The sequence below is a fragment of the Pseudogemmobacter bohemicus genome, assembly GCF_003290025.1.
Taxonomy (GTDB): Bacteria; Pseudomonadota; Alphaproteobacteria; order Rhodobacterales; family Rhodobacteraceae; genus Pseudogemmobacter; species Pseudogemmobacter bohemicus.
On the sequence record NZ_QNHG01000001.1, the window covers coordinates 393,012 to 415,803 of the forward strand.

At 65.3% G+C, this 22,792-nt stretch carries 21 protein-coding genes; 13 read left to right on the forward strand and 8 right to left on the reverse strand.

What is annotated here, in order from left to right; genetic code table 11:
• Positions 1 to 8 precede the first annotated feature (8 nt).
• Positions 9 to 797 carry a type III pantothenate kinase gene (locus tag DRF71_RS01805; RefSeq protein ID WP_112308913.1) on the forward strand — a complete coding sequence of 263 codons (789 nt, stop codon included), beginning with the start codon at positions 9 to 11 and terminating at the stop codon, positions 795 to 797.
• Positions 794 to 2,470: a ribonuclease J gene (locus DRF71_RS01810; protein ID WP_112308914.1), complete on the forward strand. Its 1,677-nt coding sequence runs from the start codon at positions 794 to 796 to the stop codon at positions 2,468 to 2,470. Before DRF71_RS01805 ends, DRF71_RS01810 begins: the two co-directional genes overlap by 4 nt.
• Before the next feature lie 514 nt (positions 2,471 to 2,984).
• Here the strand turns inward: DRF71_RS01810 and DRF71_RS01815 are convergent.
• The 3 genes from DRF71_RS01815 to DRF71_RS01825 form a co-directional block, all read right to left on the reverse strand.
• Entirely contained in the window at positions 2,985 to 4,811 is a 1,827-nt protein-coding gene (locus tag DRF71_RS01815) for a DEAD/DEAH box helicase (RefSeq protein WP_112309916.1), read from the reverse strand.
• Between the two features lie 219 nt (positions 4,812 to 5,030).
• Entirely contained in the window at positions 5,031 to 6,185 is a 1,155-nt protein-coding gene (locus DRF71_RS28335) for a Hint domain-containing protein (protein WP_232831247.1), read from the reverse strand.
• Positions 6,186 to 6,350: 165 nt separating this feature from the next.
• The gene (locus DRF71_RS01825) at positions 6,351 to 7,949 is read right to left on the reverse strand and encodes a peptide chain release factor 3 (RefSeq protein WP_112308915.1); all 1,599 of its coding nucleotides are present in this window, start codon (positions 7,947 to 7,949) and stop codon (positions 6,351 to 6,353) included.
• A 164-nt stretch (positions 7,950 to 8,113) separates the two neighbouring features.
• Between DRF71_RS01825 and DRF71_RS01830 the strand changes: the two genes are divergently transcribed.
• On the forward strand, positions 8,114 to 9,058 hold the full coding sequence (locus DRF71_RS01830; protein WP_157970873.1) for a hypothetical protein: 945 nt from the start codon (positions 8,114 to 8,116) through the stop codon (positions 9,056 to 9,058).
• A 59-nt stretch (positions 9,059 to 9,117) separates the two neighbouring features.
• Here the strand turns inward: DRF71_RS01830 and DRF71_RS01835 are convergent, their stop codons facing one another.
• Positions 9,118 to 10,188: a Hint domain-containing protein gene (locus DRF71_RS01835; RefSeq protein ID WP_112308917.1), complete on the reverse strand. Its 1,071-nt coding sequence runs from the start codon at positions 10,186 to 10,188 to the stop codon at positions 9,118 to 9,120.
• Between the two features lie 344 nt (positions 10,189 to 10,532).
• Here DRF71_RS01835 and DRF71_RS01840 point away from each other — a divergent pair, with 344 nt between their 5' ends.
• Positions 10,533 to 11,312, forward strand: a complete 780-nt coding sequence (locus DRF71_RS01840; RefSeq protein WP_112308918.1) for an SDR family oxidoreductase — start codon at positions 10,533 to 10,535, stop codon at positions 11,310 to 11,312.
• Here the strand turns inward: DRF71_RS01840 and DRF71_RS01845 are convergent, their stop codons facing one another.
• On the reverse strand, positions 11,313 to 11,669 hold the full coding sequence (locus DRF71_RS01845; RefSeq protein ID WP_112308919.1) for a helix-turn-helix transcriptional regulator: 357 nt from the start codon (positions 11,667 to 11,669) through the stop codon (positions 11,313 to 11,315). It abuts the gene before it with no gap.
• A gap of 261 nt (positions 11,670 to 11,930) precedes the next feature.
• Between DRF71_RS01845 and DRF71_RS01850 the strand changes: the two genes are divergently transcribed.
• The 6 genes from DRF71_RS01850 (at position 11,931) to DRF71_RS01880 (ending at position 17,222) form a co-directional block, all read left to right on the forward strand.
• Positions 11,931 to 12,152, forward strand: coding sequence for a twin-arginine translocase TatA/TatE family subunit (locus tag DRF71_RS01850; protein ID WP_112309918.1), 222 nt, complete (start codon positions 11,931 to 11,933; stop codon positions 12,150 to 12,152).
• Positions 12,153 to 12,263: 111 nt separating this feature from the next.
• Positions 12,264 to 13,133 carry a Sec-independent protein translocase protein TatB gene (gene tatB / locus DRF71_RS29290; RefSeq protein WP_198672037.1) on the forward strand — a complete coding sequence of 290 codons (870 nt, stop codon included), beginning with the start codon at positions 12,264 to 12,266 and terminating at the stop codon, positions 13,131 to 13,133.
• A complete protein-coding gene (gene tatC, locus DRF71_RS01860; protein ID WP_112308920.1) occupies positions 13,130 to 14,035 on the forward strand; it encodes a twin-arginine translocase subunit TatC in 906 nt (301 codons plus the stop codon). The genes tatB and tatC overlap by 4 nt, the downstream gene beginning before the upstream one ends.
• The gene (locus DRF71_RS01865) at positions 14,032 to 14,904 is read left to right on the forward strand and encodes an ATP-binding protein (protein WP_408634511.1); all 873 of its coding nucleotides are present in this window, start codon (positions 14,032 to 14,034) and stop codon (positions 14,902 to 14,904) included. The genes tatC and DRF71_RS01865 overlap by 4 nt, the downstream gene beginning before the upstream one ends.
• Positions 14,905 to 14,959: 55 nt before the next feature.
• A complete protein-coding gene (locus DRF71_RS01870) occupies positions 14,960 to 16,243 on the forward strand; it encodes a hemolysin family protein (protein ID WP_112308921.1) in 1,284 nt (427 codons plus the stop codon).
• A gap of 763 nt (positions 16,244 to 17,006) precedes the next feature.
• Positions 17,007 to 17,222: a hypothetical protein gene (locus DRF71_RS01880; protein ID WP_112308923.1), complete on the forward strand. Its 216-nt coding sequence runs from the start codon at positions 17,007 to 17,009 to the stop codon at positions 17,220 to 17,222.
• Between the two features lie 745 nt (positions 17,223 to 17,967).
• On the opposite strand, the gene DRF71_RS01885 is transcribed toward DRF71_RS01880, so the two are convergent.
• From DRF71_RS01885 to surE, 3 genes are all read right to left on the reverse strand, one after another.
• Complete coding sequence (locus DRF71_RS01885) at positions 17,968 to 19,113, reverse strand: LysM peptidoglycan-binding domain-containing protein (RefSeq protein WP_112308924.1); 1,146 nt, start codon at positions 19,111 to 19,113, stop codon at positions 17,968 to 17,970.
• Between the two features lie 140 nt (positions 19,114 to 19,253).
• Positions 19,254 to 19,934 (reverse strand): protein-L-isoaspartate(D-aspartate) O-methyltransferase, encoded by a 681-nt coding sequence (locus DRF71_RS01890; protein WP_112308925.1) that lies wholly within the window; start codon positions 19,932 to 19,934, stop codon positions 19,254 to 19,256.
• Positions 19,931 to 20,716 (reverse strand): 5'/3'-nucleotidase SurE, encoded by a 786-nt coding sequence (gene surE / locus DRF71_RS01895; protein ID WP_112308926.1) that lies wholly within the window; start codon positions 20,714 to 20,716, stop codon positions 19,931 to 19,933. The genes DRF71_RS01890 and surE overlap by 4 nt, the downstream gene beginning before the upstream one ends.
• A 199-nt stretch (positions 20,717 to 20,915) precedes the next feature.
• On the opposite strand from surE, the gene DRF71_RS01900 reads away from it, so the two are divergent.
• Genes DRF71_RS01900 through DRF71_RS01910 form a run of 3 tightly spaced genes read left to right on the forward strand, consistent with a single transcriptional unit; the run spans position 20,916 to position 22,742 of the window.
• Positions 20,916 to 21,713: a S49 family peptidase gene (locus DRF71_RS01900; RefSeq protein ID WP_112308927.1), complete on the forward strand. Its 798-nt coding sequence runs from the start codon at positions 20,916 to 20,918 to the stop codon at positions 21,711 to 21,713.
• A gap of 1 nt (position 21,714) precedes the next feature.
• On the forward strand, positions 21,715 to 21,897 hold the full coding sequence (locus DRF71_RS01905) for a hypothetical protein (RefSeq protein WP_112308928.1): 183 nt from the start codon (positions 21,715 to 21,717) through the stop codon (positions 21,895 to 21,897).
• Positions 21,894 to 22,742, forward strand: a complete 849-nt coding sequence (locus tag DRF71_RS01910) for an SDR family oxidoreductase (protein WP_112308929.1) — start codon at positions 21,894 to 21,896, stop codon at positions 22,740 to 22,742. Before DRF71_RS01905 ends, DRF71_RS01910 begins: the two co-directional genes overlap by 4 nt.
• The last annotated feature ends 50 nt before the right edge of the window (positions 22,743 to 22,792 follow it).

Here is a 22,792-nt window from a genome sequence, read left to right on the forward strand (position 1 = left end):
GGGAGCCGATGCTTCTCGCCATCGACTGCGGCAATACCAATACTGTCTTTGCGATCTGGGATGACAGCGCTGCGGATGGGGCGCGGTTCATCGCCACCTGGCGCATCGCCACCGATCACAGGCGGACGGCGGATGAATATTACGTCTGGCTTTCCTCGCTGATGCTACTGAACCGGCTTGAGGTGAGGATCGCCGAGGTGATCATCTCATCCACCGTGCCAAGGGTGGTGTTCAATCTCAGGGTGCTGTCGAACCGCTATTTCGATTGCCGCCCGCTGGTGGTGGGAAAGCCCGAATGCCTGTTGCCGCATCAGCCGCGCGTCGATCAGGGCACCACCGTGGGGCCGGACCGGCTGGTCAATACCGCCGGTGCCTTTGACCGCCATGGCGGCAATCTGATCGTGGTCGATTTCGGCACCGCCACCACCTTTGACGTGGTCGATATCGATGGCGCCTATATTGGCGGCGTGATTGCGCCCGGGGTGAACCTGTCGCTTGAGGCACTGCATATGGCGGCGGCGGCGCTGCCGCATGTCGATGTGACGCGCCCCCAGCAGGCGATTGGCACGAATACGGTAGCCTGTATGCAATCGGGCGTGTATTGGGGCTATATCGGCCTTGTCGAAGGCATCGTGCGCGCGATCCGTCAGGAGAGGGATCGCCCGATGAAGGTGATCGGCACCGGCGGCCTTGCGTCGCTCTTCGCCCAGGACACAGAAATATTCGAATCGATCGAGGATGATCTGACCATGCATGGCCTTGTCCTGATCCATGACTACAACAAGGAAAACGCATGAAGAGTGAACGGCTGATCTACCTTCCGCTGGGTGGTGCCGGCGAAATCGGGATGAATGCCTATGTCTATGGCTATGGCGCCCCCGGGAAGGAGAGGCTGATCCTTGTCGATATGGGGGTGACTTTCCCTGATATGGACGGGGCGCCGGGGGTCGAGGTGATCATGCCCGACATCACCTGGCTGGAAGAGCGGGTGGGGCGGCTTGAGGCGATTTTCATCACCCATGCCCATGAAGACCATATCGGCGCGCTTGGGCATCTTTGGCCAAAGCTGAAGGCGAAGGTCTATGCGCGGAAGTTCACCTCGGCGATTGGCCGGCTGAAACTGGATGAGCTGGGCCATCCGACCGATGCGATTGTGACGGTGGGGGCGCGGCCCGATGTGGTCGAGGCGGGGCCGTTCAGGGTGCAATTCGTGCCGCTTTCGCATTCGATCCCGGAATCGGCGGCTTTGATCATCGACACGCCTGCGGGGCGGATCGTGCATTCCGGGGATTTCAAGCTCGACCGCTCGCCCGTGGTGGGGGAGGCCTGGGATGATGCGCTCTGGCAAGGGGTGGCCGATGAGGCGCCCGTGAAGGCGCTGATGTGCGATTCCACGAATGTGTTCTCGACCCATCCGGGCCGGTCCGAGGCGACCCTGGCGGAACCGCTGACCGGGCTGATAAAGGCGTCGGAGGGCATGTTTGTCGCGACGACCTTTGGCTCGAACGTGGCGCGGCTGAAGACTTTGGCCGAGGCCGCTGTGGCGGCGGATCGCACCATCTGCGTCATGGGGCGCTCGATGAAGCGGATGCTTTCGGTCGCGCAGGAGACCGGGGTGCTTGCCTCTTTCCCGCGCGTCGTCTCGACAGAGGATGCGCTGGAAGTGCCGCGCCGCAATCTGATGCTGCTGGTCACCGGCAGCCAGGGCGAGCGGCGGGCGGCGGCGGCGGCTTTGTCGCGCGGGCGTTATCTGGGCCATGAGCTGAAACGCGGCGATACCTTCCTGTTTTCTTCGCGCACGATCCCGGGGAATGAGAAAGACGTCTACAAGATCTGGAACGCCTATTCGGAAATGGGCGTGCGGGTGGTGGATGATGCCGGCGGGCTTTACCATGTTTCTGGCCATGCGAACCGGCCGGATCTGGAACATGTGCACCGGCTGTTGCTGCCGGATATGCTGATCCCGATGCATGGCGAGCACCGGCATCTGACCGAACATGCGCGGATCGGATCTGAGGGTGGCATTGCCACTCAGGTGGCGGTGAACGGGATGATGGTCGATCTGACCGGCGAACACCCCAAAGTTGTCGAATATATCGAGACCGGGCGGCTTTACCTGGATGGAACTGTGCTGATCGGGGCGCTGGACGGGGTGATCCGCAACCGGATCCGCATGGCGCTGAACGGGCATGTTCTGGCCACCGTGATCCTTGACGAGGCCGGGGAGCCTTTGGGCGAGCCCTGGGTCGAGATTATGGGGCTGACGCCGATCGGCAAGGGCGGGCGCGAGCTTGCCGGGACCATGGAGGCAGAGCTTGACGACTGGATGGGCCGCGCCGGTCGCAAGGTTTTGAAAAATGACGACAAGGTCGAGGATGACATCCGCCGGATCATCCGCCAGGTCGCGGTCGAAGAGATCGGCAAGAAACCGGAAGTGACAGTGGTGGTCTCGCGGCTGTTGCCCGAATAAGCGCAGCCGGAACTGGCTGCGGCTGAGTGCGGCGGTTTCTCTCCACGCGGAACCGGGCCAGAGGCCCGGCCTCGCATGGGGAGCGGGGGGCACGGCCTGCGGCCGTGCGGCAGCGCTTCATTCCGGGCCGTGGGTTTTTTGCTGGCCGCCCGGTCTGGGCGGGCCTCTGGACGGGCCTGGGGAACAGCGATTGCGTGACGGGCTGCGTCCTGTATTTCTGGTCAGGGGAGGTCAATGGCCCGCCTGGCCTCGGTTAATTCGGGGCGAGAATTCGGTCGGGCTGGTCAGGCTGGTCGGAGGCTGGCAGTAGCACAGTCACTGACTGTGGCGGGGCCAATTTACTGTGACGGGGCCTGTGCAGTGCCTTTGGGATATGGCTGGCAGTCCGTCGCTGAACTGCCGCCTCTTGCCCCAGGGAGGCTCGCCGCACCTGACTGACCTTACAGAATGCGCCGCAGGTGGTGTTCTGCCGGCTTGGCGGCAGAACAATCATTCATGCTGACGGGTTCAGCCGTCAGTCTTCGGTGCCGTCGGCCGTGGTCACCAGAGCCGGCGCGCTTTCGTGCACGGGCAGGCTGGCTTCCGGTGCGGGGGTATCCTCTGCGCTGCCTTCCTCGGTGGCATTGTCGTCGGCGACCGGGCGTGTGGTGATCCGGAAGCTGCGCAGGAGGAAATCAGGAACATGGTCCCCCATGCCGATGACGGCGGGGCCGTCATCGCGGCGGTCGCGGCGGTCATTGCGGCGGTCGGAATAGCGGCTGCCCGCTTCACGGCCGGAAGAGTCGCGTGTGCCGGCATCACGGGAGCCAGAGTCGCGAGCCCCCGGATCACGAGACCCGGAATCGCGGCCGGCAGTGTCGCGGCTGTTTTCACGATTGCCGTCGCGCGGGGCCTGGTCACGCCGGTTTTCGCCATGGGAATGGCTGCGGGCGCTGCCTTCGCGCGGGGAGGTTTCCTTGGCGGAGGCCTCTTTCTGGGAGGCCTCTTTCCGGGGGGCCTCGCTGCGCTCGGGCTGCGCCTTCGGCGCGGCCTCGGTCAGGGAGGGCTGGCTGCGATCTTCGTCCTGGGCGCGCTCGCGCCCGCCGCGGGAGCGTTCGCGTCCCTTGCCGCCACGCGACCGCTCGCCACGCTCGGGGCGCTCGCCACGCGGTTCGCTGCGCGTGCGCGAGGAGCCGGCGCTTTCGAGATCCAGCCCTTCGGGCAATCCGACGCGCGGGACTTCCTGTTTCACGAGGCTTTCCACCGCCGCCAGTTGCTTGGCATCGGAGGGCGTCGCGAGGGTGAAGGCGCGGCCATGGCGGCCGGCGCGGCCGGTCCGGCCGATGCGGTGAACGTAATCCTCGGGATGGCCGGGCACGTCGAAATTGAACACATGGCTGACGGCCGGAATATCAAGGCCGCGCGCCGCCACATCCGAGGCCACAAGGATATGCAGCGAGCCGTCGCGGAAGGCATCCAGCGTCTTGGTCCGCTGCGACTGATCGAGGTCGCCATGGATCGGCGCTGCGTTGAAACCATGCGATTTCAGCGATTTCGCCACGACATCGACATCCATCTTGCGGTTGCAGAAGACGATACCATTGGTGCAGGCCTCGCCCTCGGCGGCGATCAGCGCACGCAGAACGGCGCGTTTCTCGGTAAAGGAGCGGTCTTTGCGTGACGGCGTGAAGAAGACCAGTTTCTGGTCGATATTGGTGTTGGTGGTGGCCTGGCGGGCAACCTCGATCCGGGCCGGAGCGGTCAGGAAAGTATTGGTGATCCGCTCGATCTCGGGGGCCATGGTGGCCGAGTAGAACATGGTCTGGCGCGTGAAGGGCGTCAGCTGGAAGATGCGTTCGATATCGGGGATGAAGCCCATGTCGAGCATCCGGTCGGCCTCGTCGACCACCATGATCTGCACGCCGGTCAGCAAGAGCTTGCCGCGCTCGAAATGGTCAAGAAGCCGGCCCGGAGTTGCAATCAGCACATCGACACCGCGGTCGATCAGCTTGTCCTGTTCGCCAAAGGCGACGCCCCCGATCAGGAGCGCTTTGGTCAGTTTGGTGTGTTTGGCATAGATGTCGAAATTCTCGGCCACCTGAGCGGCAAGCTCGCGCGTCGGCGCCAGAACAAGGCTGCGCGGCATCCGCGCCCGCGCCCGGCCCTGACCCAGCAGCGTGATCATCGGCAGCGTGAAGCTGGCGGTCTTGCCGGTGCCGGTCTGGGCGATCCCCAGCACGTCACGCCCCTTCAGGGCCTCGGGGATGGCTTCGGCCTGGATCGGCGTAGGCGTCTCATACCCGGCTTCGGAAACAGCTTGCAGAACCCGGGGATCAAGGGCGAGGTCGGAAAATTTGGTCATATGCGTCCAGTGGTGGCGGTGCGGATCATTCAGGATCGGCCGCGAGTGGGGCGGGACGCAGGTTCTCAGGCGCCCCATCGGTCAACCCGCCGGATTGCGGGTATCAGCGCGCGCATATCGAAATTTACGCAGCGGGTCAATGATTGCTCCTGTGATGGCCTGTATTCAGGGCAAAGCGTCACGCAATTGCACCGCTGGCGCGACCACGGTGCACTGCTTTCAGAGCGTATGTTCCAGCAATTGCAGATTATGTGCGATGGTGCGGCGCACCATGCTGCGCGAGCGCCGGCCATTGGCCAGCTGGCGGGCCGGAGCGGCAAGGGCCCGTTCGATGCAGTCGGGGAAGAGGGTGAGGATCTCTTCACGCTGCCCGGCGCTCATGGCGCGCATCGCTTCGGGGCCGGTAAAGAGCGTCTCGGTCGGCGCACCATTCGAGAACACCACTTCATGCTGGTCGAGCAGCAGGTGCCAGTAAGTGACCGGCGCGCCATCGGTGACCACTTCGATCCCGGGGATCCCTACGAGGTGTTTCGCGGCCACCAGCACCTCATGCCCGTCAAACATCCGTATCGCGAGACGCGAGCGCACCAGCACACGGTGTTGCGGCGAAACGATCAGGTCTTCGGTCGGCAGCCCGCCGCCAAGCGCTCCGGCGCGGATGCGGATCGGGGCAAGCGACGGCTTGCGCAGCAAGGTAGCGCTGTCAACCTGGCGGCAGGCGATCCATTCGATGCGGCGGCTGCCGTGATCCATCGTCAGCACCGTATCACCGATCTGCAGATCCTCGATCCGGCGCTGTCCGTGTTCGGTGGCAAGCAGGGTGCCCGAGGTGAAGCAGGGCGCCGGCGGATCGGTCGGATCGTAATAATGCGGGTAGGGGCCCGGGGCTGACTGTGTCGTATAGGTGCCGGTGAATTTGTAGGATGTGCCCGGAACCAGGCCCTGGCTGACCATGACGCCCTGCACCGGGCCGGTATCGGGCCCGTTGCCGCCAAGCCGGTAGGTCACAAGGCTCAGCGGTTCGCCATTCCAGGCGGTGGCGCCGGTATAGGTATAGGCCGCGTTGATGCTGGAGCCGGGATGGTAGCTGCCGCCCAGAATATGCTGGCTGGTCGAAACCTCGTCGAAACGCAGGTTGCTGTTCACCCAGTTCTGGTTGTTGACCCGGACGTTGCCGGTATCAGTGTCGCGGATGGTGATCGCGATGGGGCGCGCGCCCTCCAGCAGCCTGACCGTGATCGGGTTCGCTGCCGTCACATTGACCGCAGAAACGCCGCCGCTGGCCTCGGCCGGGAGGCCGCTGAATGTCTGGCCGGATGCGGTCGTATAGGTGAACATATCGGCCGTGTAGACGTAAACAACATAATCGGACATCGGTTACTCGGAAATAACGAAGGAGGTGGGTTCGGTCTCCTTATATTGGCCTGCGATGCCGGGCGCGGGTGGGACGAAATTGTGTCAAATTTTGACGAAACTGCGCCCGTGACGTGCAAGAGGGGCGGTAACCCCCTGAATTTGCACGCCACGGGCGAGTGGGGGTCAGAGTGCTACTTCCCTGGTCGCGGTCAGATTCAGCCCCGGATAATCGCGCAGCACCCGGTCAATATCCCATTGCAGCCGGGTCAGGAAAACCAGTGCACCGTCATTATCGGTGGCGATATGCTGCTTGTTGACGTTCACCATCTTTTCGATCCCGGCCTTGTCGCCGGAAATCCAGCGGGCCGAGGTGAACTGCGACGGCTCGAACCGCACCGGGATCGAATATTCCAGACCGATCCGCGAGGCGAGCACGTCGAATTGCAGCGCGCCCACGACGCCTACGATGAAGCCAGAGCCGATGGCGGGCTTGAAGACGCGGGCCGCGCCCTCTTCGGCGAATTGCATCAGCGCCTTTTCCAGGTGCTTGGCCTTCATCGGGTCGGTGGCGCGGATGTTTTGCAGGAGTTCCGGCGCGAAAGAGGGGATGCCGGTGAAGCGCAGCGTCTCGCCCTCGGTCAGCGCATCGCCGATCCTCAGCTGGCCGTGATTCGGGATGCCGATAATGTCGCCGGCCCAGGCCTCATCGGCCAGTTCGCGGTCAGCGGCCAGGAACAGCACCGGGTTGGTCACCGCCATCAGTTTTTTAGAGCGCACATGCGTCAGTTTCATGCCGCGCTCGAAATGGCCCGAGGCGAGGCGCACGAAGGCCACCCGGTCACGGTGTTTCGGGTCCATATTGGCCTGGACCTTGAAGACGAAGCCGGTGACCTTCGGCTCTTCCGCGCCGACCTCACGCTCGACGGCCTTTTGCGGCTGCGGCTCGGGGCCGTAAGTGCCGATGCCCTCCATCAGCTCTTTGACGCCGAAAGAGTTGATCGCCGAGCCGAACCAGATCGGCGTCATGGCACCGTGCAAAAACGCCTCGCGGTCGAAAGCCGGCAGCAGTTCGCGCGCCATTGCGACTTCCTCGCGCAGTTTCGCCAGCTGACCCTCGGGAATGTGATCGGCAAGGCGCGGATCATCCAGCCCGTTCAGCTTGACCGATTCCGCCACCTTGTTGCGGTCGGCGCGGTCCATCAGCTCAAGCCGGTCATTCAGAAGATCATAGGCGCCCAGGAAGTCGCGCCCCGAGCCAATGGGCCAGGAGGCCGGGCTGACATCTATCGCCAGGTTTTCCTGGATTTCGTCGATGATCTCGAAAGTGTCGCGCGCCTCGCGGTCCATCTTGTTGCAAAAGGTCAGGATCGGCAGATCGCGCAGCCGGCAGACCTCGAACAGCTTGCGTGTCTGGCTTTCCACGCCTTTCGCGCCGTCGATCACCATGATCGCGGCATCCACCGCCGTCAGGGTGCGATAGGTGTCTTCCGAGAAATCCGAGTGGCCGGGCGTATCGACCAGATTGTAGCGGAACTCGCGATATTCAAACGACATCGCCGAGGCGGAAACCGAAATGCCCCGGTCCTGCTCCATCTTGAGAAAATCCGAGCGGGTGCGCCGCGCCTCGCCCTTGGCGCGGACCTGGCCCGCCATCTGGATCGCGCCCCCGAACAGCAGGAACTTTTCTGTAAGCGTGGTTTTGCCGGCATCCGGATGCGCGATGATCGCGAAGGTCCGGCGGCGGGCGATTTCGGGCGGAAGGGTGGGGGCGTTATCGAGCATGGCCGGGCTTTTAGCGCGCGCCGGTGCCGCCGTCTATCGTGCAGAGCATGGGCTGCGCCGAAACCACCCGGCTTTGGCAGCCTTCCCTTGCCGGCTGGACAAAGCCGGGCCTGCATGCTTGCCTCGGGTCGGTTTTGGGGCGGCAGGTATCAAGGATCCGGGTGATGCGTTTTCTGGTTGTTCTCTTGGGTGTTCTTCAGGGTCTCGTCGCAGCGCCGCCGGCTTTGGCGGCCTGGTTCACCGATAATGGCGACCGCGAGGCGCTGTCGGTGCTGCGGGCGAAGCCGCAAGACAGCCTGACCGCGCCCGAGCGCGAGATCCTGACGGCAGCGAACCGCATCGGCTGGATCGAGATCGGGGAGTGCGGCTGGGGCTCGAATGCGGTGCTGGTCACGGTCGAGGGCCAGGATTACGCGGTGACCTCGCTGCATCTGCTGACCGGCAGGGCGCCGGGAGAGGTGCATTGCGACCCCGCTGCCGGGGCGGTCTTTCTGCCCAACGCCTCTTACATCCATGACGGGAATTCCGCGGATGGCGGTGCAGAAATGGCCCGCGAACTGACCTTCGCGCGTGAAAGGGTCGCGCTGGAGCCCAATCCGGTGAATTTCACCCGCTCGGGTGCCGGCATGCCCTGGGTGCAGGATTGGGTGGCTTACCGGCTGAGCGAGAACGTCTCGGACCAGATCATGCCGGATTTCGCCTGGGGAGCCGGCGCACCGCGCGGCTCGATGCCCTGGTCTGAACGGCAAAACCCGGCCGGGCCGGTCTGGGTGATCGGCTATGACGGCCGGTTCGACGATGAAAACGGCTGGGGATTCTCGTGGCAGGGCTGCGAGCAGCGCAAGACGCGCCCCCGCAATGGGCTGATCTATTTCACCTGCGATGCCTCGCCGGGGGCCAGCTCGTCGCTGATCGCGGTGATGGAGGAGGGGCGGCTGACATTCCAGGGCATCGTGACCGCGATCATGGATCCGATGGTTGGCACCGATATTCCGGTGCCGGACAGCGCGCTGATGTGGAATATCGGCACGGAAAGCAGCGGGATGCAGGAGAAGCTTGATCCCGGATCGCTGCCCGAGGCCGGCGGCTGGCTGTCGCTTTTGCCCTGATTGCCCGCTGTCCCCGGTCTGGCGGCCTTTGCCATCCGGCACCCGGCAGGCAAGGCAGTTCAGCCTCGCTTGCTGCCTTTGCCCCGCCAATGGGTCGGCCCGCCAATGGAGTCGAGGAATTGCCGCCCCGCCTCGGTGCCGAAATGCTGCACCTGCGCAAGGCCGGGGAATTGCGCCCGTACCTCTGAGGCGAATTGCGGCGGCAGACGCGAGATGGTCGCATCATTGACCATCAGGCTTTCGACCGGGATTCCTTCGGCATAGATGATCTCGTGATGGTCGAAGATCAGGCTGAACCAGTCGGTCACGCCGCCCTCCCGGATGAAAACATGTTCCTCATCAACCAGATGGCGGGCCTGGACCAGAAGTTCCGATGTCGCCAGCCCCGCCAGTTTGCGGCGCTGATACAGGAACATGCGGTGATGCTGGCTGACGATCAGGTCGCCGGAATTCCCCAAAGTGCCGGCCAGGATCACCACCGGCGCAAAGGCGCCCACCGCGCGCAGGCTGGCCCGGCCGATATGGCGCAGCTCTTGCGGGCCGTGATCGCGGGTCAGGAGTTTCATCCCCGGCTCCAGCGTTTCGATCGCGACCATCTGGCCGCTGGCCAGCGAGATGCGGGTGCCGCGCGCGAAGGAAAGGCTCATCATCTCGGCAAGGCGCGCATTGCGGGGCGAGACCTCGACCGCCAGCAGCGCATATTCCGCCCGGTCCGAGATCGGCGAAAGCGGCAGCGCCCAGAGTTCGCCCCCCACCTGAATCAGCAACAGCTCCACCCGGTCGCCGTCATCGGCCATCAGCGTATAGCGCGCAATCAGCCGCACCGTATCGCCCGGCTGACCCACCGCCGAGCCGGTCGCAACCTGCTGCGCCCCATCGTCTGCCCCGCCAGGCGCCCCGCCAGGCGCATGAATGAGCAAAAGCCGCGCGGCCCGCGCGTCGGGTTCCAGCTGGTAGATATCGCCGCTTTCCACCTCATCGGGCAGGCCAAGCCCGTCGCCGCTGTTGACACCCGAAGAGACGAAAATATCGCTCGCTGCGAAGACCTGGCAGGCATGACCGGGGGGCGCTCCAGCCGCCGCCGGCAAGGCGGCTGCGGGATCTCTGCCTTGGTTGAGGGGGGCGGTCATTGTGCTGGATATTTCCCGAAACGATGCCGGCTTTGCAGCCGGTGAGAGAAGGCTGGCCGGACAGGACCGGGCCGATTATGGTCTTCGCCAGTATGAAGGGCCAGTATGGGAGAGAGGTCTTTCCGACTGGTTATTGCACTGCTGTATATCAGTCGGGCCGGGGCGGGGTCAAATACGGGCTGGCACGAAAGCGGCGATTATGGAAGCAGTTAACCCCCGGCGCGGGCCGGTGGTCGGGGCCGGAACTCCCTCAGGCAGACCATGCCTGCCCCGCTGCAACGGGGGCTTGCAACCGGCCTGGACCATTGCCAGGCTGGCGGCGGAAAACCGCGAAAGGAAGCGACATGGATCTGGGCATCAGGGGCAGGACCGCTCTGGTCACGGCGGCGTCAAAGGGGCTGGGGCGTGGCTGTGCCGAGGCTCTGGCGCAGGCCGGTGTCGATCTGGTGATCTGCGCGCGCGGCGAAGAGGCGCTGGCCGCGACCGCCGGAGATCTGGCGGCGCGATACGGCGTCAGGGTGACGCCGGTGGTTGCCGATATCACCGATGAGGCTGCCCGGGCGCGGGTGCTGCAGGCGGCCGGCGCGGTGGATATCCTGGTGACCAATGCCGGCGGCCCGCCTCCGGGTGTCTGGACCGACTGGACGCGCGAGGATTTCCTCCGCGCCATTGACGGCAATATGCTGACCCCCATCGCGCTGATGCAGGCGCTGGTTCCGGGGATGATGGCACGCGGCTGGGGCCGGGTGGTCAATATCACCTCCGGCTCGGTAAAGGCGCCGATCGACGTGTTGGGGCTTTCGAACACCGCGCGCACCGGGCTGACCGGATTTGTCGCCGGCACGGCGCGCCAGGTGGCGGGGAAGGGCGTTGCGATCAACAACCTTCTGCCCGGCATCCATGCCACCGACCGCGCCGTGGCACTGGACCAGGGCGTCTCGGCAAAAACCGGCAAAACGGTCGAAGAGGCAAAGCGGATGCGCGAGGCCTCGATCCCGGCCGGACGTTATGGCACGGCGGCGGAATTCGGCGCCGCCTGCGCCTTTCTCTGCTCGGCCCATGCCGGTTTCATCATCGGGCAGAATATCCTGGTCGATGGCGGGGCGATCAATCTGACGATGTGATCAGCCCTCTTCCGGGTCGATCCCCGCCTGGGGCAACAGTGTCGAGATCTTGTAAAGCAGGGTGCGGGCCGCCCGTGACAAAGCGGGATCATGCGCTTCGACATGTCTGAGCCCGCTGGCCAGCGCCTCCAGCTCGTCCGGCGTCAGCACGGTCGGCGGCAGCATCAAGGGCGAGCGCAGGATATAGCCCAGGCCGCGCTCGCCGGTCACCGGCAGGCCGGTCGCGGCCATCATCGCCATGTCGCGCCAGACCGTGCGGGTCGAGACGCCAAGGCTGGCCGCCAGCTCTTCGGCGGTATGCAGCTTGCCGTCGCGCAGGATCTGCACGAGGTCGTAAAGGCGGGCATCGCGTTTCATCGGCCTGGTTTCACCTGGTTGTTTCCCCCTGGCTGGTTCCGGTGATGGTTCCGGGGCTGGTTCCGCCTGGTTCCCCGCAACCGGAGGGGGAGGGCAACTGACAAAATACTGTCAGTAGACCATTTCACGCAAGCGGAATGGCCCTTTTATCCACCCTCCAATTGGCCCTAGCCTTGCGGAAGATCGTGGCCGTTCAGACCACGAACGCGTGAATCACGCCCCGTGCCATGAGATCGGGGCCCCGTTTGGATGGAGATTTCCATGCTTCAGAATATCGGCCTTCCCGGCATCCTGCTGATCGCCGTCGTTGTCCTTGTGCTTTTCGGCAAGGGCAAGGTCTCCTCGCTGATGGGCGAGGTCGGCAAGGGCATCACCGCCTTCAAGAAAGGCGTGAGCGATGGCACCGCCGAGATCGAGAAAGAGCGCGCCGATGTCGCCAAAGACGTGACCCCGGCCGAGACCGCGGCGAAAGACAAGGTCTGAACCGCGATGGGGCCCGGCCCTTTCGCCCACCGCTATCGGGTGGGGCGGAGGGGGCGGGGCAGCCCGGTTCCCGGGCCTCGTGGAAGACAAGCAGCTTAAGGAGAGGCGCGGATGGAAGTCGGTTGGTCCGAGCTTCTGGTCATTGGCGTGGTGGCGCTTGTCATCATCGGCCCGAAAGACCTGCCCGAGATGTTCCGCACTTTGGGGCGGTTCACGGCGAAACTCAGATCCATGGCGCGGGAATTCTCGCGCGCGATGGAGGATGCCGCAAAGGAAAGCGGCGTTCAGGATGTGGCCAATGATCTGCGCAAGGTGGCCAGCCCGAAAAGCATGGGGCTGGATGCGGTGAAATCGGCGGCGGATAAATTCGAGAAATGGGATCCGCTCAAGACCGCGCGGGGCAGCACGGCGGCGACAACCGCAGCCGTCGGCGGCGCGGTGCAGCCCGCTGCCGCAGCTGCGGCGGGGCTTGGATCGGCCGTTGCGACCGAGGCTTCCCCGATGGGCTCCCCGGCGGGCGAAAGCGCGATTCCCGATCCGAATGCGCCCGCAATCTCTGAACCGGCAGGCCCGGCGCGCGGGCCGCATACGACCGATCTGGCGATGAAACGGGCCGAGCGCGAGGCGATTGCCCGCGAGGCCGCCGCGCGCTTGCGCAAAACGCAGCCCCCGGCGCAAAGCACCGCGAGCGCCTTTGAGGATGCGCCCGCGACGGTCATCGCGCCGGCGGTCACCAGCACGCCGCTTGACGCAGCGAAACCGGAGGCTGCGAAGCCGGCCGCAAAACGCAAACCGGCAGCGCCGAAAGCCGAGACCGCCAAAGCCGAGACCGCGAAAGCTGAGGCGAAGCCGGCGGCAAAGCCCGCGACCCGCAAAGCGGCCGACAAAACGGCGGCAAAACCCGAAGCGGCAAAACCCGCCGCGAAACGGCGCGCGCCGGCGAAGAAGACCGCACAGGATAAGACCGGGGATCAGGCATGAGCAGCGATATTGATGAAAGCTCGGCTCCGCTGATCGAACATCTGATCGAACTGCGAAACCGCATCCTGTGGTCGCTGGCGGCTTTCCTTGTCGCGATGGTGATCTGCTTCACGGTCTGGAATCCGATCTTCAACTTCCTGACCCGCCCGATCTGTGACGCGCTGGCGTCCCGGCAGCAGGATTGCGGTCTGGTGCTGATCAAACTGCAGGAGGGCTTCTTTGTCGCCATCCGGATCTCGGTGATCGGCGGCATCGCGCTGTCCTTCCCGATCATCGGCTACCAGATGTGGCGCTTTGTGGCGCCTGGCCTTTACCGCAATGAAAAACAGGCGTTTTTGCCCTTTCTGGTCGCCAGCCCGGTGATGTTCATCATTGGCGCGGCGTTTTCCTACTATGTCGTGCTGCCGATTGCCTTCAACTTCTTCCTCTCATTCCAGCAGGGGATGGGGGCCGGGGTCGAGCCGGTGGTGGACAGCGTCACCGGCGCCGTCACCCAGGGCGCCAGCCAGGTCGCGACCGGCACAGCCAAAGTCGCCGAGGAGGCGAATCGCGCAGTGGGCGTGGTCTTCCAGGGCTCGATGGAAAGCTATCTGGCGCTGACCACCAGCTTCGTGCTGGCCTTCGGCCTGTGCTTCCAGCTGCCGGTGCTGCTTACGCTGATGGGGCGGGCCGGGCTCGTCACCGCCAGGGGGCTTGCCGGTGTGCGCCGCTATGCCATCGTGATCATCCTGATCGTCGCCGCCGTGGTGACGCCACCGGATTTCATGTCACAGATCATTCTTTTCGCCGCCGTCTATCCGCTTTATGAGATCTCGATCTTCCTCGTGCGCCGGTTTGAGAAGAAACAGGAAGCCGAGGCACGCGCCAATGGCACCTGGGATGAGGACGCGGACGAAGCATGACTGATCTGACGAATGCCGGGCTGGCGCGCCCCGAACTGGCGCGTATCGCGAGCGCGCTGGAACGCATGGCGCCGCCGCCGGTGCCGGATCCCGATTTCAGCGCGGCCGAGGCTTTTGTCTGGGCCACCGGACCCGAGCGGCTTGAGCCCGTGCCCCATGTCTCCCGCGTGGATATCTCGCTTTTGGTCGGCGTTGACCGCGCGCGCGATACGCTCTTGGAAAACACCCGCCATTTCGCGCGCGGCCTGCCGGCGAATAACGCGCTTTTGTGGGGCGCGCGGGGAATGGGGAAATCGAGCCTCGTCAAGGCCGCCCATGCGCAGATCCTGGCGGAAGGGCTTAGCCTCAAGATCGTCGAACTGGCACGCGAGGATCTGCCCACGGTCGCCCGGCTGCTGTCGCATCTGCGCGCCGCGCCGGAGCAGCGGTTTTTGCTGTTCTGTGACGATCTCTCCTTCAGCCATGACGATCAGCATTACAAATCGCTGAAAGCGGTGCTGGATGGCGGTATCTCGGGCCGGCCCGAAAATGTGCTTTTCTACGCCACTTCGAACCGTCGCCACCTGATGCCGCGCGATATGATCGAGAATGAACGCTCCTCGGCGATCAATCCGGGCGAAGCGGTCGAGGAAAAGGTGTCGCTTTCCGACCGGTTCGGGCTCTGGCTGGGCTTCCATCCCTGCAGCCAGGACGAATATCTTGCCATGATCCAGGGCTATTGCGACGCCCATGGTGTCACTGTCACGCCCGAGCGCCTGCGCGCCGGGGCGATTGAGTGGCAGGCGACGCGGGGCTCGCGTTCGGGCCGCGTCGCCTGGCAATTCTTCTGCGATCTGGCGGCGCGCGAAGGCGTGAGGCTGGAGGCATGAGCGAAGGCCGAAGTCCTGGCGGGCCCGTCATTGATCATAATGAAAGGCGGGCCCGATGCTGACGGAAATCCTGGTCATCCTGGCGCTGATCGTGCTGAACGGCGTTTTTGCAATGTCGGAACTGGCGGTGGTCTCCTCACGCCCGGCGCGCCTGAAATCCATGGCCGTCACCTCGCGCGGCGCGGCCCAGGCGCTGCGCCTGTCTGAAAATCCGGGGCGGTTTCTGTCAACGGTGCAGATCGGCATCACCGGCGTCGGCGTGCTTTCGGGCGCGCTGGCGGGGGATACTCTGGGCGGTCGCATCGCGGCGGCGCTGATCGAGGGCGGCATGAGCGAGGCCTGGGCCTCGCGCATCGGGGTCGGTGGCGCTGTGATCGCGATCACCTATGTTTCGCTGATCGTGGGCGAACTGGTCCCGAAACAGGTGGCGCTGCGCAATCCCGAAGCGGTGGCGGCAAAAGTCGCCCCGATGATGGCGACCCTGTCCGTGATCGCGGCGCCGGTGGTCTGGTTTCTGGAACGCTCCGGCCGGCTGATGCTGCTCCTTCTTGGCCAGCATGGCGAGAGTGAGAACCGGGTGACCGAGGAAGAGGTCAATGTGCTGCTGACCGAGGCGCAGCAGGGGGGTGTGCTGGAGGACGAGGAACGCGTGATGATCTCCGGGGTGATGCGCCTCTCGGATCGTACGGTGCGCGCGCTGATGACGCCGCGCCAGGCGGTCGAGGCGATCCCGGTCGATCTGCCGCCCGCCGAGCTTGCGGCGCGGGTATGCGCGATCGGCCATAGCCGGATCCCGGTTTCCGACAGTGCGGGGGATGTGCTGGGCGTGGTGCGGGTGGCCGATCTTTATACCTCTGCCAGCCGGGGCGAGACCGCCGATCTGCGCCGGCTTTTGCGCCAGGTGCCGGTGATCTCGGACCGGATGGAGGCGCTGGACGTGGTGGCGGTGCTGCAGCAATCGGGTGAGAACCTGGCGCTGGTCTATGATGAATATGGCGATTTCGAAGGGATCATCACCCAGAGCGATCTGCTGGAGGCGATCACCGGCGCCGAGGCCGCCGCCGATCAGAACGAGCCCGCAGTCTTTGAACGCGCCGATGGCTCGCTGCTGGTGGCGGGCTGGATGCCGGCGGATGAGTTCTGCGACCGCATGGAACTGCCGCGCGAGGCGGCTGGCGATTATGACACGGTGGCGGGGCTGGTGCTGCATCAGCTGGGCCATATGGCGAGCCTTGGTGAGCGCTTTGCGCTGCAAACCGCCCGGGGCACCGGGCTTGGTTTCGAAGTGATGGATCTTGACGGGCTGAGGATCGACAAGGTGCTGGTGACACCGCTCTGACCGCCTTTGTCTTCGGCGGGCGCCCCTGGCTGGTGGCGGAAGCCTCCGGCGGGGATATTTAAGAGACAGATGAAAGGGGGGCGGGCTTTGATGCCCGGTGTTTCCGGGTGCCGTTCTGTTTGCTTTGGCTGTTGCCTCCATGACTTGCCCGGGCCGTTTTTTGCCGCGACCATGGGCTTGAGATGGCCCCGCCACTGGCGGTGCGCGGCTATCTGGCTGCACGGTCCTGGCAGGGGCAGGGGCAGGGGCAGGGGCAGGGGTAACCGGCCGCTCTGTCCCCGGAAGCGTAAACCGGGGGCGGCTTAAGACGACGCGGGCGGGATGCAGGGATCGGGCGGCTGCGACGCGAACCGGCACGGATAGCGGATTGGGTACACGGCCTTCTGAACTGGCCAGGGCAGGAAAAGGTCACGAGGGCTGCTTTCCCGGCCGGGACAGCTTGCCCATCCCTTCGCGCAGGCGTGGGGAACCCGGGACAGGAGGGGAAGCGGCAGGGGCGCGGCCTCACCCGCGCAACCCGGCATGCCGCGACAGTTGCGGTGGATGCGGCATCCCGCGATGCGATGCGGTATCTGCGCGGGCTCCTTCGCGGCAGGATTTGTAGAAAGCGCGGAGAGGCAAGGCTGGGGGATACGACCGTCCCGTCCGACGTGCCTGACGGCGATATCCGGGCTCCCCGGGGAAGGGGCTGGCTGGCGCTGGCTCCCGGCGATCTGCCCGGCCTTACCCCTGACCTTTTCCTGTTCGGGCGCTGACCAGCCCGATGGGGGAGAAGATGCGGACCTTCCGGCGGCAGTGTTCGAAGGCCCGGATGCGGGGGGCGGCTGCGACATCGGGCTTTCCGGTGCCCAGGTTGCTGATTGGCAGGCTGTTCTGCGCAGGGTTCCTGTTCGAGCCTGTCGTCACCGGTCCGGGACTGTTGCCGATGGCCGCGATGCAGGCTCCGGACAATGGACAGTTTGGTGACGTCGATGCCTGAGGGGGCCTTGCAGCTCGCGCGCCATCTATGGAGCTTATGCTGTTGGTTTCGCCGCCGCTTCGGGACAGCGGAGGCATGGGGTTCGGGGCCGGTGGCGGTGGTGTGGCCTTTATGTGATGGTCGCACAGCGCAGAAGGGCCTGCGTTGCGATGGCCCTAAATGCGCGATCTGTGGCTTCGTGGGCTCCCAAAACCGGAAGGCAAATCCTTGTTCCGGTTGAACAGGAAGGCCGCGTCCGGTGAGAAAGAGCGGAGCAATCGGGCCGCGCACCAGGGTCTGTTGCTCGCAACGGCGCTCCGCCGGCTCCTGGCAAAGGCTGCAACCCGATTGCAGGAGTGGGTGGAGCGAGCTTTGCGCAGGTCTGCGAGCAGCCTTCGGCCTATGCCAGTGCCTGCGCGATCTCCCGGCGCGGGTCGTCAGTCTGCCCGCCAAAGTGGCGGCGAAAGGGCAGGCTTTCCCGCGCGCTCCGGTCTGGCGACGGCAGGCCTGATCCGTCCCGCCTTCAGGTGTTTTCTGGCCCTGTTGCGAGGCAGCCCGGCCGGTCTGGCACAGTTGCGGACCGGAAGCCGGGGGCGCGGCGGGGTCTTCCCGATGGTCTGAAAAATCCCATATGGATCAAACCGTTGATCGCCGCCCGGGGCAGGTGGGGAAGTCAATATGCGCGGGGATTGCACCGATTGAAAGCGGCGGCGGACGAGGCGCCACCCCCTTCCGCTTGCGATGCAGAAAGGGGGCAGGAGGGACGTCACTGGAGGTAAGGCATCGGATCCAGGCTGTCGACGCCCTTACGGACCTCGAAATGCAGGAAGGAGGGGCTGCCCGCGCGCACCACGCCGATCTGCTGGCCCCGGCTGACGGAATCGCCTTTTTTCACCTTCAGCTGGTCGACGCCGGCATAGACCGTCATCAGCCCGCCCGAATGCCGGATCACCACGATCTGCACCTGATCGGTGTCGCGGGTGATTGCAGCCACGGTGCCACCATCGGCCGCCTTGACCGCCGAGCCGGCAGCAGCGCCTATATTGATGCCCTGGTTCGATTTCTTGTCATAGCCTTTGATGATGCTGCCCGAGGCCGGCATCGCCATTTTCGAGGCCGAGGCGCCGGTGCGGCTGGTGCCCATATCGGGCGAATCCGGGGTGCCGGCGGGTTTGGTGCCGGTGGGCGTCGTCTTCTCATCGGGCAGCGGTTTCGAGGCCGAGGGAGGCACCGGGGTGGCGCTGCCGGCGCCGGGCGCGGCGGGTTTCGGCTCGGGGTTCGGGGCGGCGCCGGTCGCGACCGGGATGATCAGCGTCTGACCCTCGCGGATCGCCATATCGGCGCCGAGCCCGTTCCATTCCGCCAGCGATTTTGCCGAGATGTTATAGGCGCGCGCGATGATGAAGGCGGTCTCGCCGCGTTTCACCGTATGGCGCGTCGGCTCTTTGCCGCCGCCGGGCGTGGTCGTTGCCACCGGAGCGGAGGAGGTGGGGGGCGGCAGGGCGCTGCTTTCCACCCGGTCCAGCGCCGCATTGGCGCCGGCTGTGATATCGACCGGCGCCGTCGCGATCATCGGCTGCGGGGCGGCGGCGACGCGGCCCGGCAGCAGCAAGAGCTCGCCTTCCCGCAGCGGATCATTGACCTGCAGCGCATTGTTGCGCGCCACATCGGCCGAGTTCATCCCGAGCCGTGCGGAGAGGCTCGCGACGGTGTCGCCGCGCCGCGCCTGGGCCATCTGGTAGCCGGGATAGGAGAGCACGCCATTGCCATCGGGCACCGGGCGCGAGGCTGTTGCCTGGCGCGCCTCTTCCGACGTGCCGCCGGGGCCGCCGCGCAGATCCCAGTCGAATTTGCTGCTATTCACGCAGCCTGCCAGCGCCATTGCCGCGCAGGAGGCGAGAACCAGCCCCATCCGCCTCCGGCCTCTGCCGCCAGGATGCGCGGGACTGCCTGTCACGGGGATATGGGAATGCTGGGTCATCTGCTCCGCCTCTTGCCTTTTCGCCTCATTCTTCCGGGATTTGCCCCCGGTTCTGCGTGTTTCAGGTGATTCTACTCATTCCCGAGCCCTTCGACCAGAGGGACAAACCGCACCGGGCGAAGTTCCTCGTAATCAAAGCCCTCGGGCAGGCGCCGGACGCGGATCAGCTGCTGCACCGTGTCAGATTGCCCGACCGGCAGCACCATGATGCCGCCGGGTTTCAACTGGGCCAGCAGCGGCCCGGGCGGGTCCTCTGCCGCCGCTGTCACCAGGATGCGGTCGAACGGCGCCTGATCGGGCAATCCGAAAGACCCATCCCGCGCCAGCGCCGTCACATTGGTCAGACCCATGGCGGTGAAAATCTCCTGCGCCTCGCGTGAGAGACGCTTCCAGCGGTCGACGGTATAAACCCGCCGGGCCAGCGCCGACAGGATCGCAGCCTGATAGCCCGACCCGGTGCCGATTTCGAGCACGGTATCCCTGGGGCCGACCTGGAGGGCCTGGGTCATCAGCCCCACCACCGAGGGCTGCGAAATGGTCTGGCCGCAGGAAATCGGCAGCGGCATGTCATCATAGGCACGGGAGGAAAAAACGCCCTTCACGAACCGGCCGCGATCGACCTTTTCCATCACCGACAGCACCCGGCTGTCCGTCACCCCATGCGAGCGCAAAGCAAAGAGAAAACGCATCTTCCGTTCGGCAGGACTGCCGGAGGCCTCGTCATCGGTGTCCTCCGGCTGCCATGCGCTCATCCGAGCCGCCCGGCCAGGTCGGCCAGCAGATCATGCGCGGTGAGATCGGCGCGCAAAGGCGTGACCGAGATATGGCCGGCCAGGTTCACTTCGGCATCGGTGCCGGGCAGGGTGGGGCTGTGCTGCGGCCCGCCTTTGATCCACAGGAAGCGCCGCCCATTGGGCGAGACCTGGCCCTCGGCCGAGAATGAGGTATCGCGGCGGAAGCCCTGGGCCGCGACCCGCAAGGGTTTCGTCTGCGCCGCCGGCAGCGGCGGGAAATTCACGTTGTAGAAGATGCGGTAATCATCCTCGGTCCAGAGGCCGTTTTCCAGCAGACGGCGGATCACCCCGGCGCCATGGGCGCGCGCACTTTCGAACTGGTCGGGCAGGCCGTCGGTCTCCGGCCCCATATATTGCGACAACGCGACCGAGGGGATGCCTTGCAGCGCGCCCTCCATCGCGGCGCCGATAGTGCCGGAATAAAGCACATTCTCGGCCGCGTTATTGCCGCGGTTCACGCCCGACAGCACCAGATCGGGTTTCGCGCCCTGCAGCACGTCATAGATCGCCGCCAGCACGCAATCGGCGGGGCTTCCCTCGGCCGCATAGCGGCGATGGCCCAGTTTCGCGATGGCCATGGGCTTGTTATAGCTGATGCAATGGCCCACGCCGGATTGCTCGAAGGCTGGGGCTACGGTCCAGACCTCGCCACCCGGCCCGGCGATGTCGGTGGCAATCTCATGCAGCACCTCCAGCCCCTGAGCGTTGATGCCGTCATCATTGGTGATCAGAATGCGCATGATATCCCCTGGCTGGATTTCTGATTAGACGGTTCGGGCCTTTGCTTCAAGCATTGCCGCCTGTTTCAGCCCCGAATGATGTGGTCGAGGGCGCATCAGACACCGCTGGTTGACGGAATAGTGGCGGCCTCGCGCGAAAGCCGCTCTTGCGGCTCTTGCGGCTCTTGCCGCGCGCGGGAAGAGGCCTTAGCTCTGATCCATGCGCAAATTCATCCCCTTTCTGAAAAAGCCGCCCCTGGTGCCGGTCATCCGTCTTGAAGGCCAGATCGGCCAGGGAGCACGGGCGCTGAATGATGCGGCCCTTGCCCAGGCCATCGAGCGCGCGTTTTCGCGCGGCAAACCCGCAGCCGTGGCGCTGGCGATCAATTCGCCCGGCGGCTCGCCGGTGCAGTCGAGCCTGATCGCCGCCCGCATCCGGCGGCTGGCCGATGAAAAGAAGATCCCCGTCCATGCCTTTGTCGAAGATGTGGCGGCCTCGGGCGGCTATTGGCTGGCCACAGCCGCCGATGACATCTTTGTCGATGCAAGTTCGATTGTCGGATCAATCGGCGTGATCATGGCGGGGTTCGGGCTGAGTGATCTGATCACCCGCCACGGGATCGAGCGGCGCGTTCATACTGCCGGTCGCTCGAAAAGCTTCGCCGATCCGTTCCGCGCCGAGACCGAAGCGGATGTGGCCCGCATCCGCGCGCTGCTGACGCCGCTGCATGAGAATTTCATCGCCCATGTGAAGGCGCGGCGCGGGGCGCGGCTGGATGCGGCGGCCGATCTGTTCAACGCCGATATCTGGCTGGGCCGGCAGGCGGTGGATCTGGGGCTGGCCGATGGGGTCGCCCATCTGAAACCGAAGCTGCGTGAGATCTATGGCGACAAGGTCCGGCTGGTGCCGGTCGCGACCCGCAAACGCGGGCTGCTCAGCCGGTTTGGCCTGAATATCGGTGAGGCGGCGCTGGCCGCGGCAGAGGAGCGGGCGATGTTCGCGCGTTACGGGCTGTAAGATGATCTGGAAAATCATTCTGATCTTCCTTTGTGCCATGGCACTGGTCGGCATGATCGGCAAGGTGATGTTCCCCAATGCGCGGATGCTGCGCGGGCGGCCCGCCAGGGGCGGCAAATGCCAGAATTGCGGACGGCCGCTGATCGGGCGCGGCCCCTGTGATTGTCGCAAGGCGCGAAAGTGAAGGCGGCTCTCGTCACCGGGGCAGGGCGTCGGCTGGGCCGCGCCATGGCTTTGTATCTGGCCGGGCGCGGCTGGGATGTGGCGGTGCATTACTCGAATTCCGGGGATGAGGCGGCCGGGGTGGTGGCGGAGATTACCGCCATGGGGCGCCGCGCGGTGGTGCTTGGTGCCGATCTCTTGGATGAGGCGGCCTGTGCCGCGCTGATTCCGCGCGCCGCAGAGGCGCTGGGGCCATTGCGGCTTTTGGTCAACAACGCCTCGATTTTTGAGCCGGACACGATGCTGAGCGCCACCAAAGCCAGCTGGGACCGCCATATCGGCTCGAATCTGCGGGCGCCCTTCCTGCTGATCCAGCAATTCGCCCGGCAATGCCCGCCCGCCCTGACCGATGCGGCGGGAGAGCGGCTGGCCCAGGGGCTGGTGGTGAATATGATCGACCAGCGGGTGCTGAATCCGGGGCCGGATTTCACGACCTATACGCTGGCGAAAATGGCGCTCTGGGGGCTGACGCAGACGGCGGCCCAGGGGCTGGCGCCCGCTATCCGCGTCAATGCGATCGGTCCGGGGCCGACGCTGATCGGGCCCGGCCAGTCGGTGCAGGAGTTCCAGACCGAGCGCGGTGGCACCCTGCTGCAGCGCGGTGTCGGTACCGGGGATCTGACCGCAGCGCTTGGCTTCCTGATCGACAGCCCCGGCGTGACCGGCCAGTTGATCGCGGTCGATGGCGGCCAGCATTTCGGCCCGCGCCAGGGGGCAGCCACAGGCGGCGCTGTGGGCGGCCCGCAAAGCGCCGGCGGGCCCGGGGCCGGGGCGGCGACCGGCCCCCGAACGGCTCAGGGGCTTTGACTTGTCCACGTCCGACAGTTCTTTCACAAGCCTGTTACGAAAAGGCCTGA